The organism is Edaphobacter sp. HDX4 (assembly GCF_036877565.1).
Lineage (GTDB): Bacteria > Acidobacteriota > Terriglobia > Terriglobales > Acidobacteriaceae > Edaphobacter.
In genome coordinates this window covers 99,164-121,980 of sequence record NZ_JAEDXW010000007.1, presented here as the reverse complement: position 1 = coordinate 121,980, position 22,817 = coordinate 99,164, and the positions used below count along the sequence as shown (strand labels likewise).

At 55.5% G+C, this 22,817-nt stretch carries 14 protein-coding genes; 5 read left to right on the top strand and 9 right to left on the bottom strand.

The genetic code is table 11. The annotated features are described in order from the left end of the window. Positions 1-121 precede the first annotated feature (121 nt). From JAO29_RS09190 to JAO29_RS09160, 7 genes are all read right to left on the bottom strand, one after another. Complete coding sequence (locus JAO29_RS09190) at positions 122-379, bottom strand: hypothetical protein (protein ID WP_334267906.1); 258 nt, start codon at positions 377-379, stop codon at positions 122-124. Further along, positions 376-2,367: an ATP-binding protein gene (locus tag JAO29_RS09185; RefSeq protein ID WP_334267905.1), complete on the bottom strand. Its 1,992-nt coding sequence runs from the start codon at positions 2,365-2,367 to the stop codon at positions 376-378. Before JAO29_RS09185 ends, JAO29_RS09190 begins: the two co-directional genes overlap by 4 nt. Then, a complete protein-coding gene (locus JAO29_RS09180; RefSeq protein ID WP_334267904.1) occupies positions 2,364-3,593 on the bottom strand; it encodes a DUF4255 domain-containing protein in 1,230 nt (409 codons plus the stop codon). Before JAO29_RS09180 ends, JAO29_RS09185 begins: the two co-directional genes overlap by 4 nt. A 912-nt stretch (positions 3,594-4,505) precedes the next feature. Continuing rightward, positions 4,506-5,207, bottom strand: a complete 702-nt coding sequence (locus tag JAO29_RS09175; protein ID WP_334267903.1) for a T4 family baseplate hub assembly chaperone — start codon at positions 5,205-5,207, stop codon at positions 4,506-4,508. A gap of 15 nt (positions 5,208-5,222) precedes the next feature. Further along, positions 5,223-5,750, bottom strand: a complete 528-nt coding sequence (locus JAO29_RS09170) for a phage tail protein (protein WP_334267902.1) — start codon at positions 5,748-5,750, stop codon at positions 5,223-5,225. Positions 5,751-5,762: 12 nt separating this feature from the next. Then, complete coding sequence (locus JAO29_RS09165) at positions 5,763-7,400, bottom strand: phage tail sheath subtilisin-like domain-containing protein (RefSeq protein ID WP_334267901.1); 1,638 nt, start codon at positions 7,398-7,400, stop codon at positions 5,763-5,765. A 51-nt stretch (positions 7,401-7,451) separates the two neighbouring features. Next, complete coding sequence (locus tag JAO29_RS09160; RefSeq protein ID WP_334267900.1) at positions 7,452-8,318, bottom strand: hypothetical protein; 867 nt, start codon at positions 8,316-8,318, stop codon at positions 7,452-7,454. 351 nt (positions 8,319-8,669) lie between these two features. Here JAO29_RS09160 and JAO29_RS09155 point away from each other — a divergent pair, with 351 nt between their 5' ends. Together JAO29_RS09155 and JAO29_RS09150 are read left to right on the top strand one after the other, a co-directional pair. Next, a complete protein-coding gene (locus tag JAO29_RS09155) occupies positions 8,670-10,004 on the top strand; it encodes a sensor histidine kinase (protein ID WP_334267899.1) in 1,335 nt (444 codons plus the stop codon). 210 nt (positions 10,005-10,214) lie between these two features. Further along, entirely contained in the window at positions 10,215-10,862 is a 648-nt protein-coding gene (locus JAO29_RS09150; protein WP_334267898.1) for a response regulator transcription factor, read from the top strand. Positions 10,863-12,684: 1,822 nt separating this feature from the next. On the opposite strand, the gene JAO29_RS09145 is transcribed toward JAO29_RS09150, so the two are convergent. Further along, positions 12,685-16,191 (bottom strand): TonB-dependent receptor domain-containing protein, encoded by a 3,507-nt coding sequence (locus JAO29_RS09145; protein ID WP_334267897.1) that lies wholly within the window; start codon positions 16,189-16,191, stop codon positions 12,685-12,687. A gap of 306 nt (positions 16,192-16,497) precedes the next feature. On the opposite strand from JAO29_RS09145, the gene JAO29_RS09140 reads away from it, so the two are divergent. The 3 genes from JAO29_RS09140 to JAO29_RS09130 all read left to right on the top strand — a co-directional run bounded on the left by JAO29_RS09140 (position 16,498) and on the right by JAO29_RS09130 (position 20,204). Then, positions 16,498-17,772: a mandelate racemase/muconate lactonizing enzyme family protein gene (locus JAO29_RS09140; RefSeq protein ID WP_334267896.1), complete on the top strand. Its 1,275-nt coding sequence runs from the start codon at positions 16,498-16,500 to the stop codon at positions 17,770-17,772. 42 nt (positions 17,773-17,814) lie between these two features. Beyond that, positions 17,815-19,185 (top strand): mandelate racemase/muconate lactonizing enzyme family protein, encoded by a 1,371-nt coding sequence (locus JAO29_RS09135; RefSeq protein WP_334267895.1) that lies wholly within the window; start codon positions 17,815-17,817, stop codon positions 19,183-19,185. Between the two features lie 80 nt (positions 19,186-19,265). Next, positions 19,266-20,204 carry an RraA family protein gene (locus tag JAO29_RS09130; protein WP_334267894.1) on the top strand — a complete coding sequence of 313 codons (939 nt, stop codon included), beginning with the start codon at positions 19,266-19,268 and terminating at the stop codon, positions 20,202-20,204. A 1,636-nt stretch (positions 20,205-21,840) separates the two neighbouring features. Here JAO29_RS09130 and JAO29_RS09125 read toward each other — a convergent pair. Beyond that, positions 21,841-22,803 carry an EamA family transporter gene (locus JAO29_RS09125; protein WP_334267893.1) on the bottom strand — a complete coding sequence of 321 codons (963 nt, stop codon included), beginning with the start codon at positions 22,801-22,803 and terminating at the stop codon, positions 21,841-21,843. Positions 22,804-22,817 lie beyond the last annotated feature (14 nt).

Genomic DNA, 22,817 nt, shown 5'->3' with positions numbered 1-22,817 from the left:
TGAGTTGAGGTATGCCGCTGAAGCCGTCCATTCTTCTTCGCGCTACACTCCGCACAGTCGGCGGCGTTCTTTGCCTCCTTGCCGCAAGCGCACTTGCATTGAAGAACCGCCTTCGCCCCCTTCATCTCCCTATCCCTCCGTACACGGCCTGTGCTACCTGCTTGCCAAGTCCCTTCCCGCTGGGGTTGTGCGACAGCTGCAGGGTCCCTCCTCGCACTGCATTTAGCGCGGCGCCGTTTTCCAGGCCGCCGGCGATCCCTCCTTCTGCCAGCAGGCGTCCCAGTTCCATCTCTACCGCCGCCTGCAGGTGCAGGCGTTCGCGGACACTCAGCGATACTCCGTCCAGAATCAGTCGGTCGATATGCAGGTGTATGTTCATGCGATCTCTCTCACGGCTTCGCGACTTTGGAAATCGCCTTCATTGATTGGGCGATCCAGCTTTAGCATTTCGGTGCGAGCGGCCGACAGAACCATCTGCATTGTGACGTGCGAACCGCATGCGGCAGCTTGGAACGCGGCATTCAGGGCGGCATTGTGAATGGTGCCGCCAGTAAGATTCAGGCGGGCAAGCCGGACGTAATCCAAATTGCCGAGCGGGGTTTCCGATGGAAACACCTGTTGCCACATCCGCCGACGTTCGCTGACTCCGGGAAAATTAAAATTAACTATGAATCGCAGGCGGCGCATGAAGGCGGTATCAAGACTGCTCTTCATATTGGTAGCTAGGATTGCGAGACCGCGGTACGCCTCGATGCGCTGTAGTAGATAGTTGATCTCAATATTCGCGTAGCGGTCGTGACTGTCTTTTACTTCACTGCGCTTACCGAACAACGCGTCGGCTTCGTCGAAGAAGAGGATGGCTCCGCCATCGTCCGCCGCATCGAAGAGGCGCCGCAAGTTCTTTCCTGTTTCACCGATGTACTTGCTGACTACCGCGGAAAGATCGATCCGGTAGAGATTCAAACGAAGGTCATTGGCGATCACCTCCGCGGCCATTGTTTTGCCAGTGCCGCTATCGCCTGCGAATAGTGCGCTGATACCAAGCCCGCGATTCATCCTATTGCCGAAGCCCCATTCGCCATATACCTTTCCCCGGCTTCCGACCTGAGCCGCGATCTCGCGTAGTAGTCCCGCCTCAGTAGCCGGAAGGACGATATCGTTCCACGTAGCCTTCGCGTCGATCCGTTGGGCGAGAGTATCGAGGCGAGGTCTCACGCTGACACGACAGGCATCCCACAGACGATTCGATAAATCTTCGGGAGTCGTATGGCCTTCGCAGGCGCTTTTGGTGATGCGCCGAATGGCTGTGAAATTCAAATTGAACTGCCCTGCCAGCAATGCCGGATTGTCTCCAGAGTCTCCATTCAGGCCCTGTGTCCAGGCAATCTGCTGCTCCTCCGGAGTGGCTCTGGCAACGTCGATGGAAAGGCTGGCACGCCCCAATCCTGGCAACTGGTCACGACAAGCGAGAAACATTATTCCATCGACTCGTGTAAGGAACCGGCGCAGCGAAGACTGGGCTGCGTTTGGACCGTCCGAGTCCTGAGCATCGACGTAGAGGGCCAAGGGCAGAAGCGTGCTCTCACGTTCCCAGAGTCGAATCAGAAGATCAAGATCTGTGTTGTGGTTTGGCAGCACTTCCTCAGAGATGCGATAGACGCGCCTGCCCAGGGCCTGGGCGGCGCCGATTGCCAGGGCTTGCTTGGCGTCGGTGTCTGACCCGAGGAGTTGTACCACCGGTATTCGCCCACTCGTTACCTGCGCAAGCTCCGCCACGACTTCGTCTCTCAGAAGTCGCTGCGAGGGGGGGATCTCGACGTCGGATACATCGAGCGAGGTCATTAGTGCTAAGAGACGTTCATCGAGGTAGTTCAGTCCTTTCAGGAAATTTACGATCCTGTCGTCAGCGCGGAGACAGCTGACGGTGAGTGGCTGCCCGCTCACCGGGAATAACTCGATGAGCTTCCAGTAGCGCAGCGGACGCTCGGGAGAAAGGATGTCCCACGAGGGGTGGTCGAAGAGACTCAGCGCCAGAGCAAAGGTAGGGTATGAACGGTCAGGATTGTCCTGCGCTTTGGCGCAGAGGGCTGCAATTCGCGTGTCGAGTTCCATTCCCGCGCAGAGGAGCAGCACGTTTTGTTCGAACGATGACAGGCCAAGCAGGCGGGTAACCAGTTCCAATGCGGGGGGTGGCTCCCTTTCGACACAAGTTGTCAGGTCGCGATCAGCATGGATGGCTTTAGATGAGAATGGATCATCGGCACTGGAAGCCGTTGCCGACAAATTCTCCAGTCGTGATCGAAGCCACGCCATGGCAGCCGAAAGATACAGCGAGTTTGATTCCTGCCAGAGCATGACGTCGATCATTTGATCTCTACTCGATGATTTCTAAATACCGGCACCGGTTTCGAGTTGTCCGTGATGAGACTGTCCACCCCGTCAACGCGCAGCCGAACCAGGTGACTACCCGCCTCGATTGCTTTAGCTACAAATCGCAGTTTGTGGCTTGAGTCAGTGAGCGGTTCAGCAATGATCTCTCGATCACCTAATAAGATCGCGCATCGCTGTTCGGGCGCCACTTGCGGACTGCACGCGAGGTTAATCGTTAAGTTGCCGGCGTGACCCTTAATCGGGAACTCGGTGGTTATAGATGGCGAGAGTGCAACGGATACTTCGTTCGAAAGGCGGATACGTTCTTTCGGCGTGGCTTTATTGTTGGTGCTCTCGATTGAAACGGTATAGTGTCCCGCGACCCACTTCGAGGAATCATTCTCAATGATCACTGTGATTTTGTTCGCACTGCCTCCGGCCTGAGGAACGATACGGATGGGCTTCGGCAACCGTGCGTGCCTGAAGAGTACTTGTACGTCGCCAGTGAAATTATGGCCCTCAAAGATCACGGTATCGGCGAGGGTCGCAGTGCGTTGGCCATTAGGCAGGGTAATATCTGTAATCTCGGGAAACGGCGGAATCAGGCTTGGTTGGGTATTAAAACCAGTGTCCGCGGGACCGCGGGTCAGGATGGGAAGCGCTGCCTTAACGGCGACGGTGCTGTCGATCAGAACGACGGAGGCTTCGTATGCGACGGAGGTTCGGTAGGGCGTCTGGAAGCCAGACCATAGTCGATAAATTTCCTCGGTCGTGAGCGGCTGCAGTGTGAGGCGCACGTGTTCAATCTGTGCGTGAAGGTCGTTGTTGGGAAGTGCATTCCTGATGTCCTCCGCGAGCAGGATGGCATGGTCGTGGAGAATGCTCATTGCCTTGCCAATCAGTTCGAGGCTGAAGGGTTGCTTGAGGTCGTCGCCGCGTCCGAAAGCGGTCACAATAAAGTAAAGATTTAATGCCAGTGGGGGCATGGACTTCTCGCCGGGATTTCCGCGTCCTGGCATGTCCATGTTGCGCCAAGCCGCGTTGGGGAGTGCTTGGTACAGGAAGACGTTGAGCTGATTGGCTTCGTTGCCAGTGGCGCGGGCCCGGTCTGGCGGCCGAGTGGTGACCGTTGTGTCGTTCAGGTTGAGTTCGGGCGTAACGCCGACTGCCAGCAGATTGCGCAAGGTGGCTGTAACGGCGGCGATCGCGCTCGGATTACTCAAGGGTGCCTCCTCTTGCTCGGCTCTTGAGGTAGTCGTCGAGGCTAGTGGATGGTGGCGCTGGAGGTGTCTGTCGTGGCGCGGGGACGGGCGAGTTTGCGCGCACTTCAACGCGCCCGATAGTCACTTGTATCGCTGGCTCGGGGCCGTTCTGTCCGGAGCGTGGGGATGGCTCAGTGCTATTACTCGCTTTTGTTCTGGTTGCCTGTACAGAAACCGCGCGCGAGGTTGTCTGTGTGGGTTGCAAGGCCTGGAGATCCGGCAGTATTCGTTTTTCAGGCGGCTGCGCAGATGCAATCGTACGCAAAGCAGGGCTTGATCCTCGCTGCTTTGTTTCCGTGTGGGCCATTTCGTTTTGCGAAAGCGGGCGGCGCGATGTTTGTGTTGGGGAAGACAGGTCCGTTCGCCCGGTAGACCCAGGTGCCGGCTGCATCGGGGAAGTTCGCTTGCTCTGAAGGTGTGGCTCTGAGGAAAATGAGGACGCTGCAGTCGGACCGGATATCCTATTCGAATCGGAGACTTTCTCGAGGGAATCAACCGGCTGTGCTTTCGATACAGCCTTAACTGGACGCCAATTCGCTTCGGGTTGTTCCTCCCTCTGTTCTTTCTCAATCCTGGCTTTCTCCGGCTCGCCCGCACGACGCTGTCCCGCAGTCTCCGGTCCTTTGGCCGCGAATTTGGAGCGAGACCAAAAGCCTCCTTCTTGTGGCGCCTCCACAGCCCTCTGCGGTTCGGTAGCATCCACTCTCACCGAGGCATACGGTACGCGGAACTGCTCGGCGGGGGATTCCGAAGGAGTTGTTAGCTCCGCGGGTCCGAAACCGTTGTCAGGATTTCCGAACCATGGGGCAATGCGTGGACGCACGACAGTTGCACTCCCCAATGCCCGATTCGCGAGGTTGAACAAGTAATCACTCATTCGGCAAGCATCTCCAGATAGATCTGTCTGCGCCTCGAGCTCATTGCCACGATATCGACCTCGCTCCATCCGTAAGCGGAAGCGAGTTGGTGCACTTCGTACGCAATGCGCATCGCGAGAGCTCGCACTTCATGCCAGAGGAACGATGCAATGTCGAATATTTCCTCCCATGAGCATCTGCAGATGGGGCATTCGAGAGCAATTCTCAAATCGCCCTGCGGGTCAGCTAGAGACATTGCCGAGGCAACAGCTTCAATTACTTCTGCCGGAGCTTCATCGAGAGGCAGTGGGCACTTCGTGCATCTTTCGAAAAGGATCACGCGGGCGTAGGCCGCATCTGAGACCGCCCTGGCTGCTCGCAGATCATGACTGTTGGGTAATCGGAATTCTATCTCGTAGCCGCTGTGTTCCAGGAATCGCGGAGCTGATGAAGGCTGAATGGCGTTCATTTGTCCCACATCGAATTCAAGTTCCAAACGACCATCGCAATTGGGGCAGTCAGTAACTCCAGCAAGACGGGGTCCGAACGTCAGTTCCCGCAACCGCAGCAGACGCGTATCTCGTTCTCCGATGCTGAGTTCGTCCAGCGACGCGGGTTCAGTTTCAGCGCACGCGGCCAGAAGTAACTCCAATGGTCGGTCGACGGGATCTTGGATCTGGCCCCGCTCCCATAGTGACAACACGTTGAGTGTGGACAAGGGACACATGGCGAGTTATCCAGCTGGAACAGTGAAACTCGGTTCAGACGGCTCTGGAACTTCGACATCCCGCTCCCAGCCCTCATTTTCGAGCTTGATGTGTTGAATCGCGACCGCATTCGCATTGGCGTCAAGATCGGACAGGGCCTGGTATTCCGAAACCCAGCATCGAAACACCTTGTACGTAAAGGCGAGTTGTCCGGCTTCGTTGTAGACCTCTATAAGGATGTCCTTTCGAAAATCCTTTAGGGAGGTCTCGCTGCCGAGCCCGGCCGTGAAGTGCCAGACTTTATTGGCCCACTTTTCGAATTCAGTGTCGTGGGTCACTCCGCGCTCAAGACTGATCGCTTCGTATTCGGTCCTGCCCGGTGACTTGTGGCTGCTGCTGGGATCGCCGCCTTCCCGGTGTTTTACCACTTCCGTCGTTCGTTTCAAACCGCCAACCTTGCTGATGCCGGCAACATACTTGCCATCCCACTTGACGCGAAACTTGAAGTTCTTATAAGGATCGAACCGCTGCGCGTTTACTGTGAATTGCGCCATACGCTACTCCTTTTAGACGTCGATCTGGCCGGCTATCTGCTGCAGCTTGATGACGACGAACTCGGCAGGCTTCAATGGCGCGAAGCCGACCACAATGTTCACAATGCCCAGATCGATATCGTTCTGCGTCGTCGATTCTTTGTCGCACTTGACGAAGTAGGCATCGCGCGGCGTCGTTCCCTGAAAGGCACCCTGGCGGAAGAGATTATGCATGAACGCACCGATGTTCAGTCGGATCTGAGCCCAAAGTGGTTCGTCGTTCGGTTCGAACACAACCCATTTGGTGCCGCGGAAAAGGCTCTCTTCAATAAATAAAGCAAGTCGGCGGACGGGGACGTACTTGTAATCGTCCGAAAGAACATCGGCGCCCCTGGTAGTTCGGGAGCCCCAGACAACTGTGCCGACCACCGGAAAGGTACGCAAGCAGTTCACGGCTAACGGATTCAATTGACCGTTCTCTGCGTCAGTCAGATGGACCGATAAATCCATCACGCCGTTTAGAGTCGCGTCCATTCCAGCCGGGGCCTTCCAGACTCCCCTCTGCGCATCCGTGCGGGCAAAAATGCCGGCGACGGCGCCGCAGGGTACGAAGTTGTCAGGCTGATTGTCCCTCAATGGATTGGGCTCGGTGAGCCTTGGGAAAAACAGTGCGGCGTTCGCACTCCGACTCCGCACCAGCTTGTCTATCCCCTTGTCTGGGCTGATTGCGTCCGCAGGAGACCTCCAGGCGACAGGCGGATCTACGAGGAACATAGCACGCCTATCCTCACAATATTTAATCGCATCGGGTAGGAGGGCATCGCTCTCTATGTCGCCATCTTTCGTATAAGGCGGTATGCAAAGAAGATTGAAGATGTCAGCTTTTTCAAGGGCATAGATACCTTTCTTCGCTGCGGGCTCTCCGATGAAAGCCTGGCTTGTCAAAGCGGTGCCTGCTGTTCCGTTATTGTCCGAAGAGATCACGATGCCTACAGGGTTTCCCTGAGCGTCCTTTGGTGGAAACTTTGGTGGCAGCCCGGGAAAGACCCAGTCCGTTGCGCCGGGCGTTGCCGTGATCACACTCACCAGCGAAGAACTCTGCTGCAAAACCCGGGGCGCGAATCTCGGGTTGGACGGATCAAACGATAAGCCTAGAAATTTCTCGACGGTTCCCGCGAGCTTTAAATCAGGTTTGTCGCCTTTAGAGACCGCAAGGTTGAAGATTGCAGGATCCTGTTCAAAGACCGTAAGGTTGAAGCTTGCAGAATTCTGAAGGTCGGTGGGCGGATCCACGATCATGTGAAGGGTGTTGCCAAAAACGCCGGGGCTCGTCGCAACAAAATGCATTACATCGTCAGGCGCAGGTTGCCCCGTAGGTACCGAAATGGTCGCGGCTTTCGCGTCGGAAGCGACGACCCTCACGATAATTGCCTGACCGCCGCCGTTGAGGAAGAAATCTTGCACAGCAAAACCCATGCTGAAAGTCAGAGACAGGCCACCGAATGCTCGCTGGTAATCCGCGAAGCCGTTGACCGTGGTGGGATCATTAACCGGACCGCGCTCCGCTCCGCCGACGAAAGCTGCTATCGAAGTGGCCACCCCGGTGATTGTCCGGACACCACTCTTGATCTCTTCAACGTAGACACCCGGATACGTAAGCGGTGTAGGCATTGGCTTGCTCTCCTTAGGAATTGAGGCCGGCTGTTTTCTGCATAGCGGAGGTTAGCGAGTTGTTGACGCGACACTGCCCCTAGGCTTAATTTCTTTCAACTGTTTCAAAACATTTGATCGGAAATTGGCCGAATCAGTGTTGAGTGCCTTTTGTGCCTCAATGTGAGCTTGAGTTTTCTTATCGGAGTCTTGTTTCCGGGTGGCGGCCGTTTGCTTAGACGCCTCGACATCCGCCTGACTCACCTTGAGTTGCGCTTCAACATCCGCCGGTTTCGGGACAGTGATATGTTTGAATTCCTCGGATGCTTGTTCCAGAAGAAAGTACATCCCGAAAACATCGCCTTGTGCGTCGAGAGCGGACGCTTGGTCGAGCAGGGATCTGACGCTCTTGATGGCCGCGTCTGTGGTTTTCTGCGTGTTCCTTAGGTCGTTATATGCTTTCTCCTTCGTCGCGACCGTGCTCGCCGCCGTTGCATACGCCTGCTGCGCGTGTTCGGCGGCCTTTCCAAGCGCTTCCACCTCTGCGGCTTGGTCACCGATGGCCTTCTTGAACGACTCGATCTTCTGGTTGACGATACCTTTCTGATCGCCAATTCCCGCCTCGGCCATCGACATCTTTGTTTCAAGTGCCCTTTTACTTGACGCCAAATCCTGTTCCAGTTGCGCGCTAGCGGCTTTGAAGCCATCGCTGGCGCTCCTAATCTCCGCGACCCGGGCTTCAAGTATCTTGATCTCAGCCGACAGGGTAGTTAGAGTTTTTGTGCTATCGTCTAGTTGATCTTTGAGAGTTTCCGCTTCCTTCTTTTTGGCGGCTAGTAAGACTCCGTCATCGGGCGGCGGCGGAGAGGCTTCCGCGTGCTTGTGTGGTTTTTTCTCAGGCTCCTCTACGGAGGTCGGATTTTGATCTTCTTGTGCCATCGAGAAACTCGATTCGTTAACCAGCGTTGTGACCAACGGACTAATCTGGGGTTGCTCCGAAAATATCGAACGGTCTTTAGCTTTTACGGAGTTAGGCTGCGGGAATTGCAGTATTATAGTCAGACTCGGTGACAGCTTTCGGCCAGCAAACTTGATGACAATCTAGATGCCACTGAGTCAGGATGACTATAGAGCATTCAGGGTAGGGCGACTAGAAAAACACACTACGGTGGCTAGAGAAAACCCTCCCTGCAGTCGGATGTAGCGTGGCAGTGTAGCTGCTTGCTTCTGCGCTATCCCAAACAGCGATGGCGATCGTGAGCCTACGCTGTTAAGGAGTACCGTTGCGATATGCGTGCCCGACTTTGGCCTGCGGTCGCCGTATCCTTTACCGCTCTGCTGTTGCTTTTGACGGTATTCGCGTGGCTCGTCTCACGCGAGGCTGCTCAGATTCATGAACGCACGAGGACCGCTCGCCAGGTCTACAACAGAGCGGATGATGCCATCTCAGACATACAGGTCAGCATCAACAAAGGCACACTCATTGAACAGAGGGGGTTCAGCACCGCCAGCAATGCCGATGCGGTTGAGTTGAAGAGACGAATCGCTGACTTGCAGAGACGTACTGCGGAGGATGGCACGACCTTGGCTGAGATGCTCGGTTCTAGCCTTAAACCAGAAATCTTTGCTCTGCAGCAAGGGCTGTATCGGTACTGGAGTTCAATTCAGCAAAGCCTTGGCACATTACGCACGCAGCATGACGAACAGGGACTTTTGCGTGAGTTGGGGAATCAACTAGAGAAAGTGCTCGATCTCGTGGGACGAATTGATTCTCTCAATCAAGCGAGCCTCGCCCATGAGGAACGGGAGATCGAAGCGCAGCAGATCAAGCTGCGAAAATTCGCGATCGCTGCGATGTTCATGTTGTTGCTGTTGGAGTGTACTGTTGCCGTGTTCAATACGGCATACATGGCTCAACTCGACAAAGCCTCCGACGCAGAGAGGCGACGCGCCGAGAAGGCGGAACAAGAACTCCGTCGCTTATCCAATCAGCTAATACAAGTACAGGAAGAAGAGAGAAAAACGATCTCGCGGGAACTGCATGACGAAGTAGGTCAGCTACTTACGGGCCTACGAATGGAATTGGGAACGTTGTCGAACAGCGACCCGGACGATGAATTTAGGGAACGACTTGAAAGCGTAAAACAACTGGCGGAACAATCCCTCCGTTCGGTGAGGAACCTTGCTTTACTAGTGCGACCTTCCATGTTGGACGATCTTGGACTCGAACCAGCGCTTCACTGGCAAGCAAAAGAATTCTCGCGGCGCTACGGTATACCTGTTTCGGTGAACGTGGCAGGTAGGATCGACAGACTGCCGGAAGCGTTTCGATTGTGTTTGTACCGAGCGATTCAAGAGGCTATAACCAATTGCGGAAAACATGCCTGCGCCCATACAGTTACGATAGCCGTCAAGCGAGATGAAACTCAAGTGTCTGCTTCCGTTTATGACGACGGCAGAGGTTTCGACGCTCTCACTCAAACCCCTGGTCTCGGGCTACTCGGCATGACGGAGCGAGTGCGGGCTCTGAATGGGCGAATGGCCGTTGATTCCCAGCCTGGCGGCGGAACGTTGATCAGAATCGAATTGCCTGCGAGACCTGACTCAAGCGATCCCTATAGATAGGCTTCGTGGTTCATAGTAGGTCCTGCTATTTAGGCCTGATGATGATGAGTTGAGGGGATGGGTATTTGGACACCCCTTCCGTTTGTTGTTACCTCGGAGAGCCTGAGGGACTTTCGATCCCCAAAACGGGGAGTGAGTGTTAAGTCTATTTGCGACCTCCTCCACTGCAGTGAATCGATACTCGGATCGGTATCGGAAAGCAGAGCAAGAATGAAATGCAGGATTCTCATCGCGGACGACCACGGAGTAGTGCGCAAGGGGCTTAGGCTTCTTCTCGAGCAATATCCTGAGCTAGCGGTGATTGGCGAGGCGGCGAATGGGCGTGAGGCGGTGATTACGGCGGCGACGCTCTCTCCACAGGTTGTTGTCATGGATGTTGCAATGCCAATTCTGAATGGAATTGAGGCGGCTGAACAAATTCTTAAGGACAACAGTCAGATCAGCATCATCATGCTCACGATGCACGCAGACGAGAGTTACGTGCTGAGGGCGCTGCATGTGGGTGTACGAGGATATTTGTTGAAAGAATCGGCCGAGAAAGATCTGCTGTTGGCCATCATGACCGTGGCCCAGGGAAAGCCGTTTTTCAGCCGTGAGATTGGAGAGTCGCTGCTTGAGGATTACGTTCGGGTGCTCAAGCAACAAGGTCTCACTGACACATTCGACATTCTCACGCCTAGAGAAAGAGAAGTGCTCCAACTATTGGCTGAAGGAAAAACGAACAAAGACGTGGCAGTGCTCCTTGACGTGAGTCCCTATACCGTCGAAAGCCACCGAACCAACTTAATGCAGAAACTAAATGTCCATAATACGGCTGAAATCGTTCTTTATGCGGTCCGGAAAGGTTTAGTTAAGTAAGATATCGACTTCTTTACGGCGCATGAAAGTCCGCAAAGCGGGATGCGAAAGAAGCGGTAGGAGCTAAGCGGCAACTACGCAAGGTCACGCACAGATTCAAAGTGATCTCTTCTATGACTACCGCACGAACGTCGATGCTTATCCAAGGCGTTGCTGCAGAAGACGCAGCAAAGGCTCTTGATCCTCTGGGGTAAGCACGATCTCTCATTCAACCTCGGCGAGCCGGGACGCTGCCGCAAAGACCTTCCAAGTGCAGAGTCCACGTTCTCGATGCAGGGCACTTTTCGCTCGATACCAAAGCAGACGAAATTGCCGCGACAATCAACGAGTGTTATGAAAAAGGTTAGTTTTCACGACGTAATGTTGATGTAATCTCAGGTACAGTTCGGGTACAGACACCTGTTCGGCTTCTCTACGCTCAGTTTCGCTAAATTGCTTAGCTCCATGTATTTGGAGCCTTACGAGACTTCCCTCGATTTCGCTTATTTTTCATAAACCTACGGCAATCTTCGGAAACTCAAAATCCGCCGAGGGCAACCTCATGGGGGTTCGACCCCCCCTCCCGGCACCAACTATAACATCTGTAAATTATTTATCTTCAATAAGATACATGGCTTATCGATGTGTGATTCCATGGCTCTGCGGCTGATTTCAGGTACAAATACAGGTACAGTGAGCATCGTATTTACTTTGAGGTACTTGCAGGATTCGCGGCTCTTTGCCCTTCCAGTCACCTACTCCTTCGTTCGTCCTAATTACGCCAAATTACGGAATGCGCGGCGGATAATCGGTCAGCGACGCCGGCCGGGGTCAAGCGTCATTTCCTGCTCAAAGGCAATCTCCAAGCTTCCAACAAATGCCCGGAAGGTCGAGTTGAAGGTATTCGCATCGACTGCGTAGTGGGCGCGGCGACGGCAATTGGCGCATACCGCGGCGACCAGCGTGGGTGATCCGATCCGTCATCCGCAAGACGGTCGATGTGATGCGGCTCTAAATAGGGCTCACCGGTTGGGGTTAGAAATGGCGCTTTCCGCCTGCAACCTTCGCAAATTCCCTGAGCTCGATGCAAGACATAGCGGCGAATAGCTTCGCTTCTCCGTCTGAATAACTTCGCGATCTTTTCCATCGATGTCTGGACTGGGCTGGAAAGGATGACCAGTACAGACGAACTGACCAAGGAATCGTGCTGGGACCGCTGAGCCTGCTCGAATCAGTAGAGGTCCTTACGTGTCTGGACGTGCTCAGCTATCGCTTTCTTTCCTTCCGAGTTGCATGTCGCCACGTTTGCCCTCACCCATGTAGAAATAAAGATCGCGAGCATTCCAACCGTCTATGTATCCATAGGTGGTACCGGACTCCCGGTGAAGATGAAATCAAAGGCTGATTTTGCGGTGCTAATTCCACCCACCTTGACGCTGTCTACCACACTTATTATGAAGATCCCGTCGGAGGTAGGTTCACCGCTTATGAACATCGGAAAAGTGAGGTGTGCTGGAGACTTTAGGTTCGAGCTTGGACTCTGCCCGTTTACGGCGCTTGAAACTCACTGGATGGAGAAAGCCGACGTGAGGAAAAAAGCTGCTCGCCCAGCAAGGCGGGTTATCGATTTGTCCCTGGGCTTAACTAGCTTGAGCATTGAACGATGAACTCTCTGGTGCGGAGATCGGAGCGCAGATGCAGATCGAGCCCACGCTTCTACGTAGTCTGTATCTGCAAAACTCTCGCACTGCTGATTTATACCGTAAAGGTTTCCGCGCGGAGGCGGAATGGGGTGGAGTCACCAGATGGATGCGCGATCAGGAGATATTTCGGGTATGTCGATTTAGAAATAGAACGTGAAGGATCCCTGCAGGTCTCGATTGTCGTTGACCGTGCCGGTAATCTGGCCCGCGGTGGATGATCCCAGTGCTGCGCTGGGCGTGGCAAAGTTTGGAGTGTTGAAGATGTTGAAGGCATCCAGCCTGAACGCTATGGTCATCTCGCGATATATGGGGAACCTCCTCTGCAGGCCGATGTCCCAGTTTTTTGTCGATGGACCGTAGAGCACCGATCGCGCGGAGTTGCCGTAAGTATTGGCCGGCGGCGTCTGGAAGGCGCACGAGGTTCCGTTGGCCAGTGTGGTTGCTCCCACTGGGCAGAGAGTTGTGTCGAAGAAACGGAGCGGTGTGCCCTTGTCTAGCTTGCCGCGACGGCCGATCCGATTGGGCCAACTGGGCGAGCCGCTATTGACGCCCGAGTTGAGGGTGACGGTAAACGGCGCTCCCGAACCGTAGGTAGTGATGGCGTCCACCTGGAATCCTCCAAGGATATGGGACATAGGCCCGGTCTTGAAGTAGGCGCGGCTGCCACCGAAGGGAAGCTCATAGTTGACGGAGCTTACGAAGCGATGCTTCTGATCGAAGCCTGAAGCACCGTAGCCTGCGCGGAGATTGGTAATGGTCTGTGGGTTTCCGGCGGATCCGCCTCCGGACGCCGCCGATCCACCGTAATCAAGCGACTTGCTGTAGGTATAGCTGATGAGAGCCGTGAGTCCATGGCTGTAGCGCTTTACGTATTTGATCTGCAGGCTGTTGTAGTTCGACGCGTTAATGGGTTCCTGCTGCACCCAGGTTGAGATGTTGTTGAGCGGCTGAATCAGGCGGCGCGCGGTCTGCGCCGTGGGGCCGCCGGACTGTATAAGGCCGACCTCATTCGGGTTGTAGCTATAGTTCAGGTGCAGACTATGACTGCCGGCATATCCGACGGCGAAGAGGCCGCCAAGCATCTGGCGCTCAACATTCAGCGTGTAGGTCTGCATGCTTGCGGTCTTGTTCTCGAGCGAGTGGCTCACGATCGCAGGGGCCGCAGCATTTAGTGTCGCGGTATTGGTAAGCGTAGAGATGGGAAGCGTCACCGCGCCTGCAGGAAAAGGATTGCTGAGCACGGGCTGGCAGGTAGCCGACAGGTTCGTCGCGGAGCACTGATTGGCAGGCGCAAAGGACGCGGGCAGGGGGAAGGTCGCGGGGCTCGAAAACGTCTGCGAGACCGTGAATGGGGGGTTTTGCCCGAGCTCATTCGAAGCTGACGCAGGAACGACGAAGTACGAGATGCCGAATCCTCCGCGAACGACTGTCGTTCCTTTGCCGTCGACGTCATAGGCAAAGCCAATGCGCGGGCCGAAGTTGTTGTATCGCGTCTTTACGCCTGCTGTGCGGCTTATACCGTTAAGCCCGGCGAAGATAAACACGTTTCTGGAGTAATCGAAGTTGGCCAGGCGGTTGTCCTTCTCCACGTCAGGGGTGAAGACGTCATACCGAAGCCCGAGATTCAGAGTCAGCCTGGGTGTTGCTCTCCAGTCGTCCTGGACGAAGCCGGCGAACTGCTGATTGTGGATGTAGTTCGGCTTGATCAGGAAGTTTCTGCTGCCTGCGTTGGGGAAGCCAAGGAGAATGGCAGCAAGCCCCGACCCGCCCGCGGATGCTGTCCCACTGTTCGTGAATTGAGTACCAAAGGTCAAGCCGCCGCGCGTTGTGGTGTTGGTGAAAGGAGATGCGAGCGTCCGCACATAACGGAAGCCGAACTTGATGGTGTTTCCTCCCTTTGTCACCGACACGTTGTCTTCAACCTGAATATTGGTTTGCCGCGGGTTCGCGGGAAGGAAGGCGGTCCCGCCCTGCAGGCAGGTAAACTCCGAACCGCAGGAGTTGCCGATCGTGAAGTTGGGTAGCCCGGTGGTATATGGGCTGAGATTGAGCCCTTGGATCCCCAGCGATGTGCTGGCGTTGTGGCCGTAATCCGATTGATAGGTGAAGGGATTGGTGCGGGCGTATCCAGTTCGAAATTCGTTGAAGACCGAAGGCGTGAAGACGTGGGTTTCGTTCAGCGAGAGTCCTTGCGCGATCAGGTCTGTGTTCTGAATGCCTGCGACGTAGGGGCCGAGGTCGAAACGCGAAGCTGCGCTGGACGGGGTGGGAAGACAGCAGGTGCCCTGGCCTCCTGTCAGCGGATTGGGCGAGGTCTGGATGAACCTCTCGTAGCTGAAGCGACCGAAGAGCGAGTCCTTTGCGCTTAGCCGGTAATCTATACGCGCATTGCCGCCATTGTCATCGATGATCTGATTCGCCACGGAGGTGAAGTTGTTGAAGGTTCCGGGAGTCTGCGGAAGCGGGTAGATGCTTGCAACATTCAAGCCTACCTGCGACAGACGATTCGGGCAGATGACATTAGGATGCAGGCCATCGCACCCGGTGAACTGAGTGCGCGTAAAGGTTGAGGTTCCATTGACTGTAGTGGCTACCGTGGTAAGCGGATCGTAGATAGGAATCAGCGCGCCGCTCGCATTGCGAAAGTTGCTGAAGTCACCGCGGCGCTGCTCTGCAGTAGGCACGCTGTTCAGGTTGGTGATGCCTTTCAGGGATCGTTGGCCGTAGTAATCCGCAAAGAAGAAGAGTTTGTCCTTGAGGATCGCGCCGCCCACAGCGGCTCCAAACTGGCCGCGGCGGTATGCAGGTTTGGGAGTGACCGGCGCACGGGCGAAGTAATTGCGAGCATCGAGAGCGCTGTTGCGAAGGTAGAGGAACACCTCACCATGCAGAGCGTTTGATCCGGAGCGCGTCGAAGTGGAGAGCACGCCAGCGCCTCCACCGTATTCAGCCGAGTACGACCCGGTGAGTACTTTGAACTCCGCGATCGATTGGACGGACGGCTGCACCATGACGGTGTTGAAGGTGTACTCGTTATCGACGATACCGTCGACCAGATAGGTGTTGGTGTTGGCCTGGCTGCCGAGGGTGTTGAAGTTGGACGCCGCTCGCGGATTGAACGAGGAAGAGCCGCTCAGGTTTTCTCCTGCCTGCCCTGCCGTGACACCGGGCACGAGGTAAGTGAGTTGTACAAAGTTACGTCCGTTGAGAGGAAGGTTCTGCACCTGGGTTTTGCCGACCACGTCGCCAAGTTCTGATGAGTCGAGGCGAATGAGCGGCGCTGCCGACTCGACGTTCACCGTCTCCGTCGCTCCGCCAACCTGGAGGTCGACGTCGACGCGGGCCTTCTGGTCGATATCGACGACCACGTTATTGCTGACGCTCGTCTTGAAGCCGGTGTGCGTTACCGACACGTTGTAGGAACCGGGCAGCAGGAATGGAACGGTGTAGTTGCCGTCCTGATCGGTGGTTACTACCTTTGAGGTTCCCTTGCCGGTATCGACGATGGTGACGGTAGCGTCTTTCACGAGAGCGCCGGTGGTATCGCGCACCGTACCCAGAATGGTGCCGGTTGTCATCTGGGCGGTCAGCGCCACGGGGAGCAGAACGGTGAGGAATACAGCAGTTCCAAAGCTCTTCCATCTCATCTGACAATGCCTCCAAAAGGAATGCAGACGTGTAGCGTGCAGGGTCTGATCTGCTACGAGCTGGTTTAGAAGTTGCGTGCGCCCGTCCTTATAGACAGCGGAGACGCCATTGTCAAAGAGAATCTTTCGGGCCAGAAGTAATCGTTGATTTTTTTTGACATTAGTTCGGCACTTGACTATAAGGGCTACCGAACTTTGAGTCTGACGTGTGCTCACCGCAGCAACATTGGGAACATCCCATGCTGAATCCAGTCCATGCAAGCGAAGTGGGCCTGCAGAGCTTTTGTAAGTAGAGGAAGGACAAGCATGTTAGGTGACCGCAGAGGCTTCCTGAAAAAACTGGCGCTGGGCGCTGCCGGCGCCGCGACGTTTGCTCATCCTTTCGATCTTCTTGCGGAGCCACTCAAAAAGAAGATCAAAATCACCGACGTCAAAGTGATGATCGTTCGCGGAACCTGGGACTGGAACCTGATCAAGATCGAGACCGATTCCGGCCTCTACGGAATTGGAGAGGCTTACTGGGGACCAGGCGTTCGCGACATGATCGAGAAGCAGTTCAAGGCTCTGCTGGTCGGCGAAGACCCGCTGAACGTCGACAGGCTATACAAGAAGATGCTGCTGCGCAGCGGAGGCTATGGCGCTATTGCAGGCGTCACCATTACAGCAGCGAGCGGGGTGGAGATTGCACTCTGGGACCTTGCCGGCCGAATCCTTCAGACACCGGTCTGTAATCTGCTGGGCGGAAGATTTCGCGACCGTGTTCGTTTCTATCGCACTCTGCAGGTTCCAAGCGGCAACCCCGCCGATCCCGCGTCCTGGAAGCGACAGGCCCAAGAGGCGATCGGAAGCAATCCGTATGGGTTTACCGCTTTCAAGTTTCAGGGCGACAGCGTTCCTCCCACAGCGGACGCAGAGTTCAATGAACCTGGCCACGACCCTTACACGCTTCAGCTTACAAACAAGGATGTCCACCGCATCGTGTCCATCATGGAGAGCGTTCGCAACGTAATCGGACCGGATGTGGACATGGCCATTGAATGCCACTGGAAGTACAGCATGGGAGACGCGGTCAAGCTGTTGAATGCGCTCGAGCATGTGGAGCCGATGTGGTTGGAAGATCCCCTGCCGGCGGAAAACACGGATGCCATGGCGCGGCTGGCAAGAATGACCCGAACGCCGATCTGCACCGGCGAAAATCTCTACGGCCTGCATGGCTTCCGCACACTGATTGAAAGCCAGGCCTGCGCGGGCGTTCACATCGACATTCCCAAATCCGGTGGCCTGCTGGAGTCCAAGCGCATCTCCGATTTCGCCGATCTCTATGACATCTGGACCGCGGCTCACAACCCGGCAAGCCCCGTAGGAACCATCGCATCTGCACATGCCGCCGCTGCCATGCGCAACTTCCGAATCCACGAACTGGCGAAGTGGATCGACTGGTGGCCTACGCTCGTGACGCACGAAGGCGCGTTTTGGAAAGATGGCTACTTCATCATCGAGGACAAGCCGGGGCTGGGCATCGAGATCAATCCAGATGTTGCGAAAGCCCACCTTGCCCCCGGCGAGGCGTGGTGGGGATAACTTCGTTCATTCCACTCAATCGACCAAGAGGAGAGACAACGCATGTCGCAGGGAAACAAATTCAATCGGCGCAGCCTTCTTAAATCATCTCTTGCGGTGATGGCAGGTGGAATGGCGGGGGTGAACGCCCGTAAGCTCGAAGGCGAACCGGCTATTCAAAACGTCAATCCGCACTCTAGTCCTTCACAGCTGAAGATCACAGACATGCGGTACGCCATCATCACAAAGCCTGGACCTAGTCCTTGTCCCCTCATCCGCATCGACACTAACCAGGGGGTCTATGGTCTCGGAGAGGTTCGCGACGTGGCGAACTACCAGTACGCCATGGTGTTGAAGAGCCGCCTGGTGGGGGAGAATCCGCTTCAGGTCGATTACCTGTTCGAAAAGATCGCGCAGTTCGGCGGAATCTCACGCCAGGCCGGAGGAGTCGCCGCAGTTGAGATGGCTCTGTGGGATATCGCAGGCAAGGTCTACAACATTCCCATCTACCAGATGTTGGGAGGGAAGTGGCGCGACAAGGTAAGGATCTACGCCGATACTACGGAATCGGATGATCCGAAGGAATATGCCCGGCGCGCGAAGGAACGGAAGGCGATGGGGCTCACATGGATGAAGATGGATCTCGGCATCGTGATGCTCAAAGGGCAGCCGGGCATGGTGATGGAGCCCTCAGGTATGAGCAACTGGGAGCTGCGCAACCAGCCGCACCCTTTTACAGGAATCGAGGTCACTGACAAGGGAATCGAGCGCCTCAGCGAGTATGTGGACGCGGTTCGCGGGGCGATCGGCTACGACATGCCGCTCTCGATGGATCATCTCGGCCATATCGGCGTCAACTCGGCCATCCGCCTCTGCCGCGCCTTTGAGAAGTACAACCTGGAGTGGATGGAGGATCTGATTCCCTGGTACTACACGGACCTATGGAAGCAGATCACCGACTCCACGACAACGCCCACTCTCACCGGCGAAGACATCTATGAGCTCACCGACTTTGAGAAGATCTGCCAGATGCACGCTGTAGACAAGATCCATCCTGATCTCGCCACGTCGGGCGGCATTTTGCGCACGCACAAGATCGGCGACATGGCTTTCCGCCATGGTGTTCCCATGGCGATGCACTTTGCGGGGACGCCTGTCAGCTGCATGGCCAATGTCCACTGCGCGGCAGCGACCCGTAACTTCCTTGCGCTTGAGAATCATTCCCTCGATGTTCCCTTCTGGCAGGATCTGGTGAACGGCATCGAGAAGCCGATCGTCAACCAGGGATACATTACGGTTCCTGAAGGTCCCGGCCTGGGAGTTACGCTGAACGACGACGAATGCAAAAAACACCTGAAACCCGGCACCGGATACTTCGAGCCTACCCCTATGTGGGACGAGAAGCAGTCGTTCGACGATTACATCTTCAGCTAGAGACATCGTGGAGAGAAGGGAAGAGGAGCATGCATCTTCCCCGCTCTTTCCCGGGAATAAGATAACCAGGAGCGGAACCCTTGAGACGAATTCTGTTTGGAATCCTGTACGGTTGTGCGATCGTGGCAGGTCTTTCGGCGACGGCGCAGGTCAAGATGACGAAGGACCAGATGCTCTTCTATACCTCGGAGTGGAAGGGCGAGCGCTTCGCGGATGGACGGCCGAAGATTCCCGACAGTCTGCTTGAGCGCGCACTCTCCGTCACCATTGAAGACGTCTGGGGCTACCTGCGTGAGCGCGGCTACAACTGCCAGTACGAGGGCAATTGGCAGGCGCTGCACATGGATAAACCGATGGCTGGCCGTGCCCTGACCGCACAGTACATGCCCGCGCGACCCGACATGGTGTCCGCCATTACGGCTGAAGGGAAGAAAGAAAATCGTCTCGGCGGCAACAATATGTGGCCGATCAATGAGCTCCAGGTCGGCGATGTTTATGTCGCCGATGGTTTCGGAAAGATCGTCGAAGGTACGCTGATCGGATCGAACCTGGGCAGCGGCATCGCCGCACACTCGCATACAGGGTTTGTCTTCGATGCCGGAATTCGCGACGTGGAAGAGAATAAAGAGATCCCAAATATGAACGGGTTCTACCGGCAGGGCGATCCTTCTGCTTGGAAGGATATGACGCTCACCTCGATTAACGCGCCCATCCGCATCGGCCGGGCCACGGTGCTTCCCGGAGACCTGGTGTTGGCCAAGGCAGACGGCATCATCTTTATCCCGGCGTACCTTGCAGAGGGAGCAATCGTGAATGCCGAGTTCACCAAACTCGAGGATGCTTACAACTTCGAGCTGAACTCCTCCGGCAAGAATGGTGCCGAGTTCGAAGGAGGATGGACTCCGGCGAAGTATGATGCGCTTTCCAAGTGGATCGACGCCCATCCTGAGAAGCTGAAGATGAGCAAGGAAGAGTTCAACCAGGAGTTGGCCCGCCGTAAGGCGCCGCGAAGAAAGTGAATGTAGTTCTACCCTTCCTTGCAGGTCGACGCGCATAAAGGTTCCGCAAAGGTTCGCTTCTGCGCTCCGTTACTCTTAGCCAATGCACAGCTCGCATTGGAGACTCTGCTTGCGTTTCTGCCGAATTCTTTTATTCGGCTGGATCTCCTGTGCGATCCCCGCTGCGCTATCTCAAAATCCACCGCAGCTTTCAGTAACGGTGACCGATGCAATTCAAAGGGCGCTATAGAACGAACCCAACATGGAGCCTTTACTCGTGAAGATCGACATGGGCAAAATCACAATCGCATAACAGCGATGATCGCGAAAGAGAGAGAATTCGATTCGACTAAGGTTCAAACCCAAGGAGGCGCTTAGATGAACAGACAATCTTACTTACACCGCTGCGTCTTGGCGCGACCGAGATTCGAAATCGCGTCGTGATCGCGCCAACCCGGATGCGCGCCGGAGCCAATGCCGGTCGGCGGTCGTGCGCGCCGCAGCTCTGGTTCTCGGAGAGTGATAAATCGTCAACCCACTCACCGACAACGGAAGGCGAATCACTTGGCCGTATTGATTTTATCGGACACGGGCCTTTCCCCAGCCAATTTGTCGATAACAGGCCCGTATCGCTCATTACGATTGCCGCACGTCTGACTGTGAGAGGGTCGCGGAACACTGCCTTGCTGGGAATCTCCAATCGTCAGGAAAGCTTCTCGATCACTAAGCTGACGAGGGCGAACTTTTCTCTGAAGAAGCTTCGTCTAGAGCAATATCTCGGGTACAGGTTCGGGTACAGACGTCAGTTCGCAATAATTTCGCCAAGCTACGCTAAATTACAGGTAGGAATGGGTTTAGCTGGTTCACTAATTACGCTCGATTACGCTTATTTATCATAGACTCACGGTATTCTCAGGAAACCTCAAAATCCGCCGAGGGCAACCCTCGTGGGGTTCGACCCCCTCCCGGTACCAGATAATGCAGCTTATTAGCTGTCCGCTAAAATATCGATTTTTCCTGGGTTCAGGGAATTTTTAAGTTCCTTTAGATTGAGCGGCTAAGTCTATGACGCCCAAGAACATGTAATTCGAAGATCCTCAAACCAAGCGGACTTTTAGTCATTTGCGGTCAGGTCCATCGCTCTAAAAACATCTCTAATCAAAATAGTTATGGTGACGTGTGGAGCATTTTGTGCAACACGTTCATTACACATTTTGGTACTCGTAATCCGCAAGAAGACTCCTTCTGTATCTTCCAATTCGGGCTTGTTGATTGCAGCTCTGATCTCCGGTGTTGCGACGCCTACACGCAATCTTCGCCGCCACGATTTCGTGCTTCTTCGATCAACCTAATAAACGGGGGAAGTGACTTCACTACTGAACGGTACCGCGAGGATTTCAGGCACGCGAGACAGTTTAGTTGAACAGAACCAATGGCCTTTGCCCTGGAGCAAACTGACATCCGCTTTCTTTTCGCGGCAGCCACGTTAGTTGTCGATGGAGAAGGAACCGCCCTACTTACCCTGAGAATGGGTTTCATCCCCTAATAACAAACGGCAAAATATCGTCGACGCGGCAACATTCATTGTGTGACCTTGCAGTGCATCATGGGCATGCGGAACCAGACTCGACTACGCCGCTCTTCATCCAGTTTGAAACTACTTTCGCAGGACGCCGACGGGGGCTGAACTGTCCTGCGCCGTTGTCCTCGGTGTGCTTACCACCAGGGCCACTGAGGCGAGCACAACCACAACGGCTATTCCCTGGCTTAGCGAGAGCGGCTCATTCAACACCAGCCACCCGAGAACCACCGCCACCAGCGGATTGATGTACGCATAGGTCGCCACCGACGAAAGGGGCACGTTGCGCAGCAGGTAGGTGTATGCGGTGTATCCAGCCAGTGTTCCAAAGATGGCGAGAAACATGACCGCCAGCCACGGCCCCCCGCTCGCATGCGATGCCTGGAAGCCTCCCGTCGCAAGGCCGATCAACACATCGATCGCGCCACCGATCAGCATCTGCCACGCCGTGCACACCAGCGCGGGAGCTTGGAACTGCGTGCGGCTCAGCAGCACCGAGCCCAGCGCCCAAGCGAAAGCGGCGACGATCAAGCAGATGGCTGCAGGCGTCGTGCTCTGTACCGACAGGCCCTCCCGTACACTCTGCCTCAGCAGCAGCGCAACGCCGGAGAAGCCAAGAACGATCCCGATTCCCCTTGAGACGGTGGGCGAGTTGTTTCGGGTGAGCAGTGCCTCCAGTAACGCCATGAACAACGGGATTGTGGCGATGATCAGTGCCATCAGCCCTGCGGGCAGCTGTCTTCCGGCATAGCTCAACAGCAGTGTGTTGCAGGTGAACATCAGGAGGCCCAGCCCGGTCACCCGCAACAGGTCACGGCGCCCTATCTTCAGCGAAGATCCGCGCACCATCAGCACCGCCAGCAGAATGCCGCCGGCGATGAGGTAGCGGATACCCGCGACAAAGGCCGGATGGATCGTCTGCACGGAGTAACGGATCGCCACAAAGGCCGATCCCCAGCACAGGTACACGCAGGCAAACGCCAGCACGATGCGCAATGTTCGCCGTCGTGAGAGTCCGCTGTCTTGCCTGTCGAAGATCATACTTGGCTATAGGA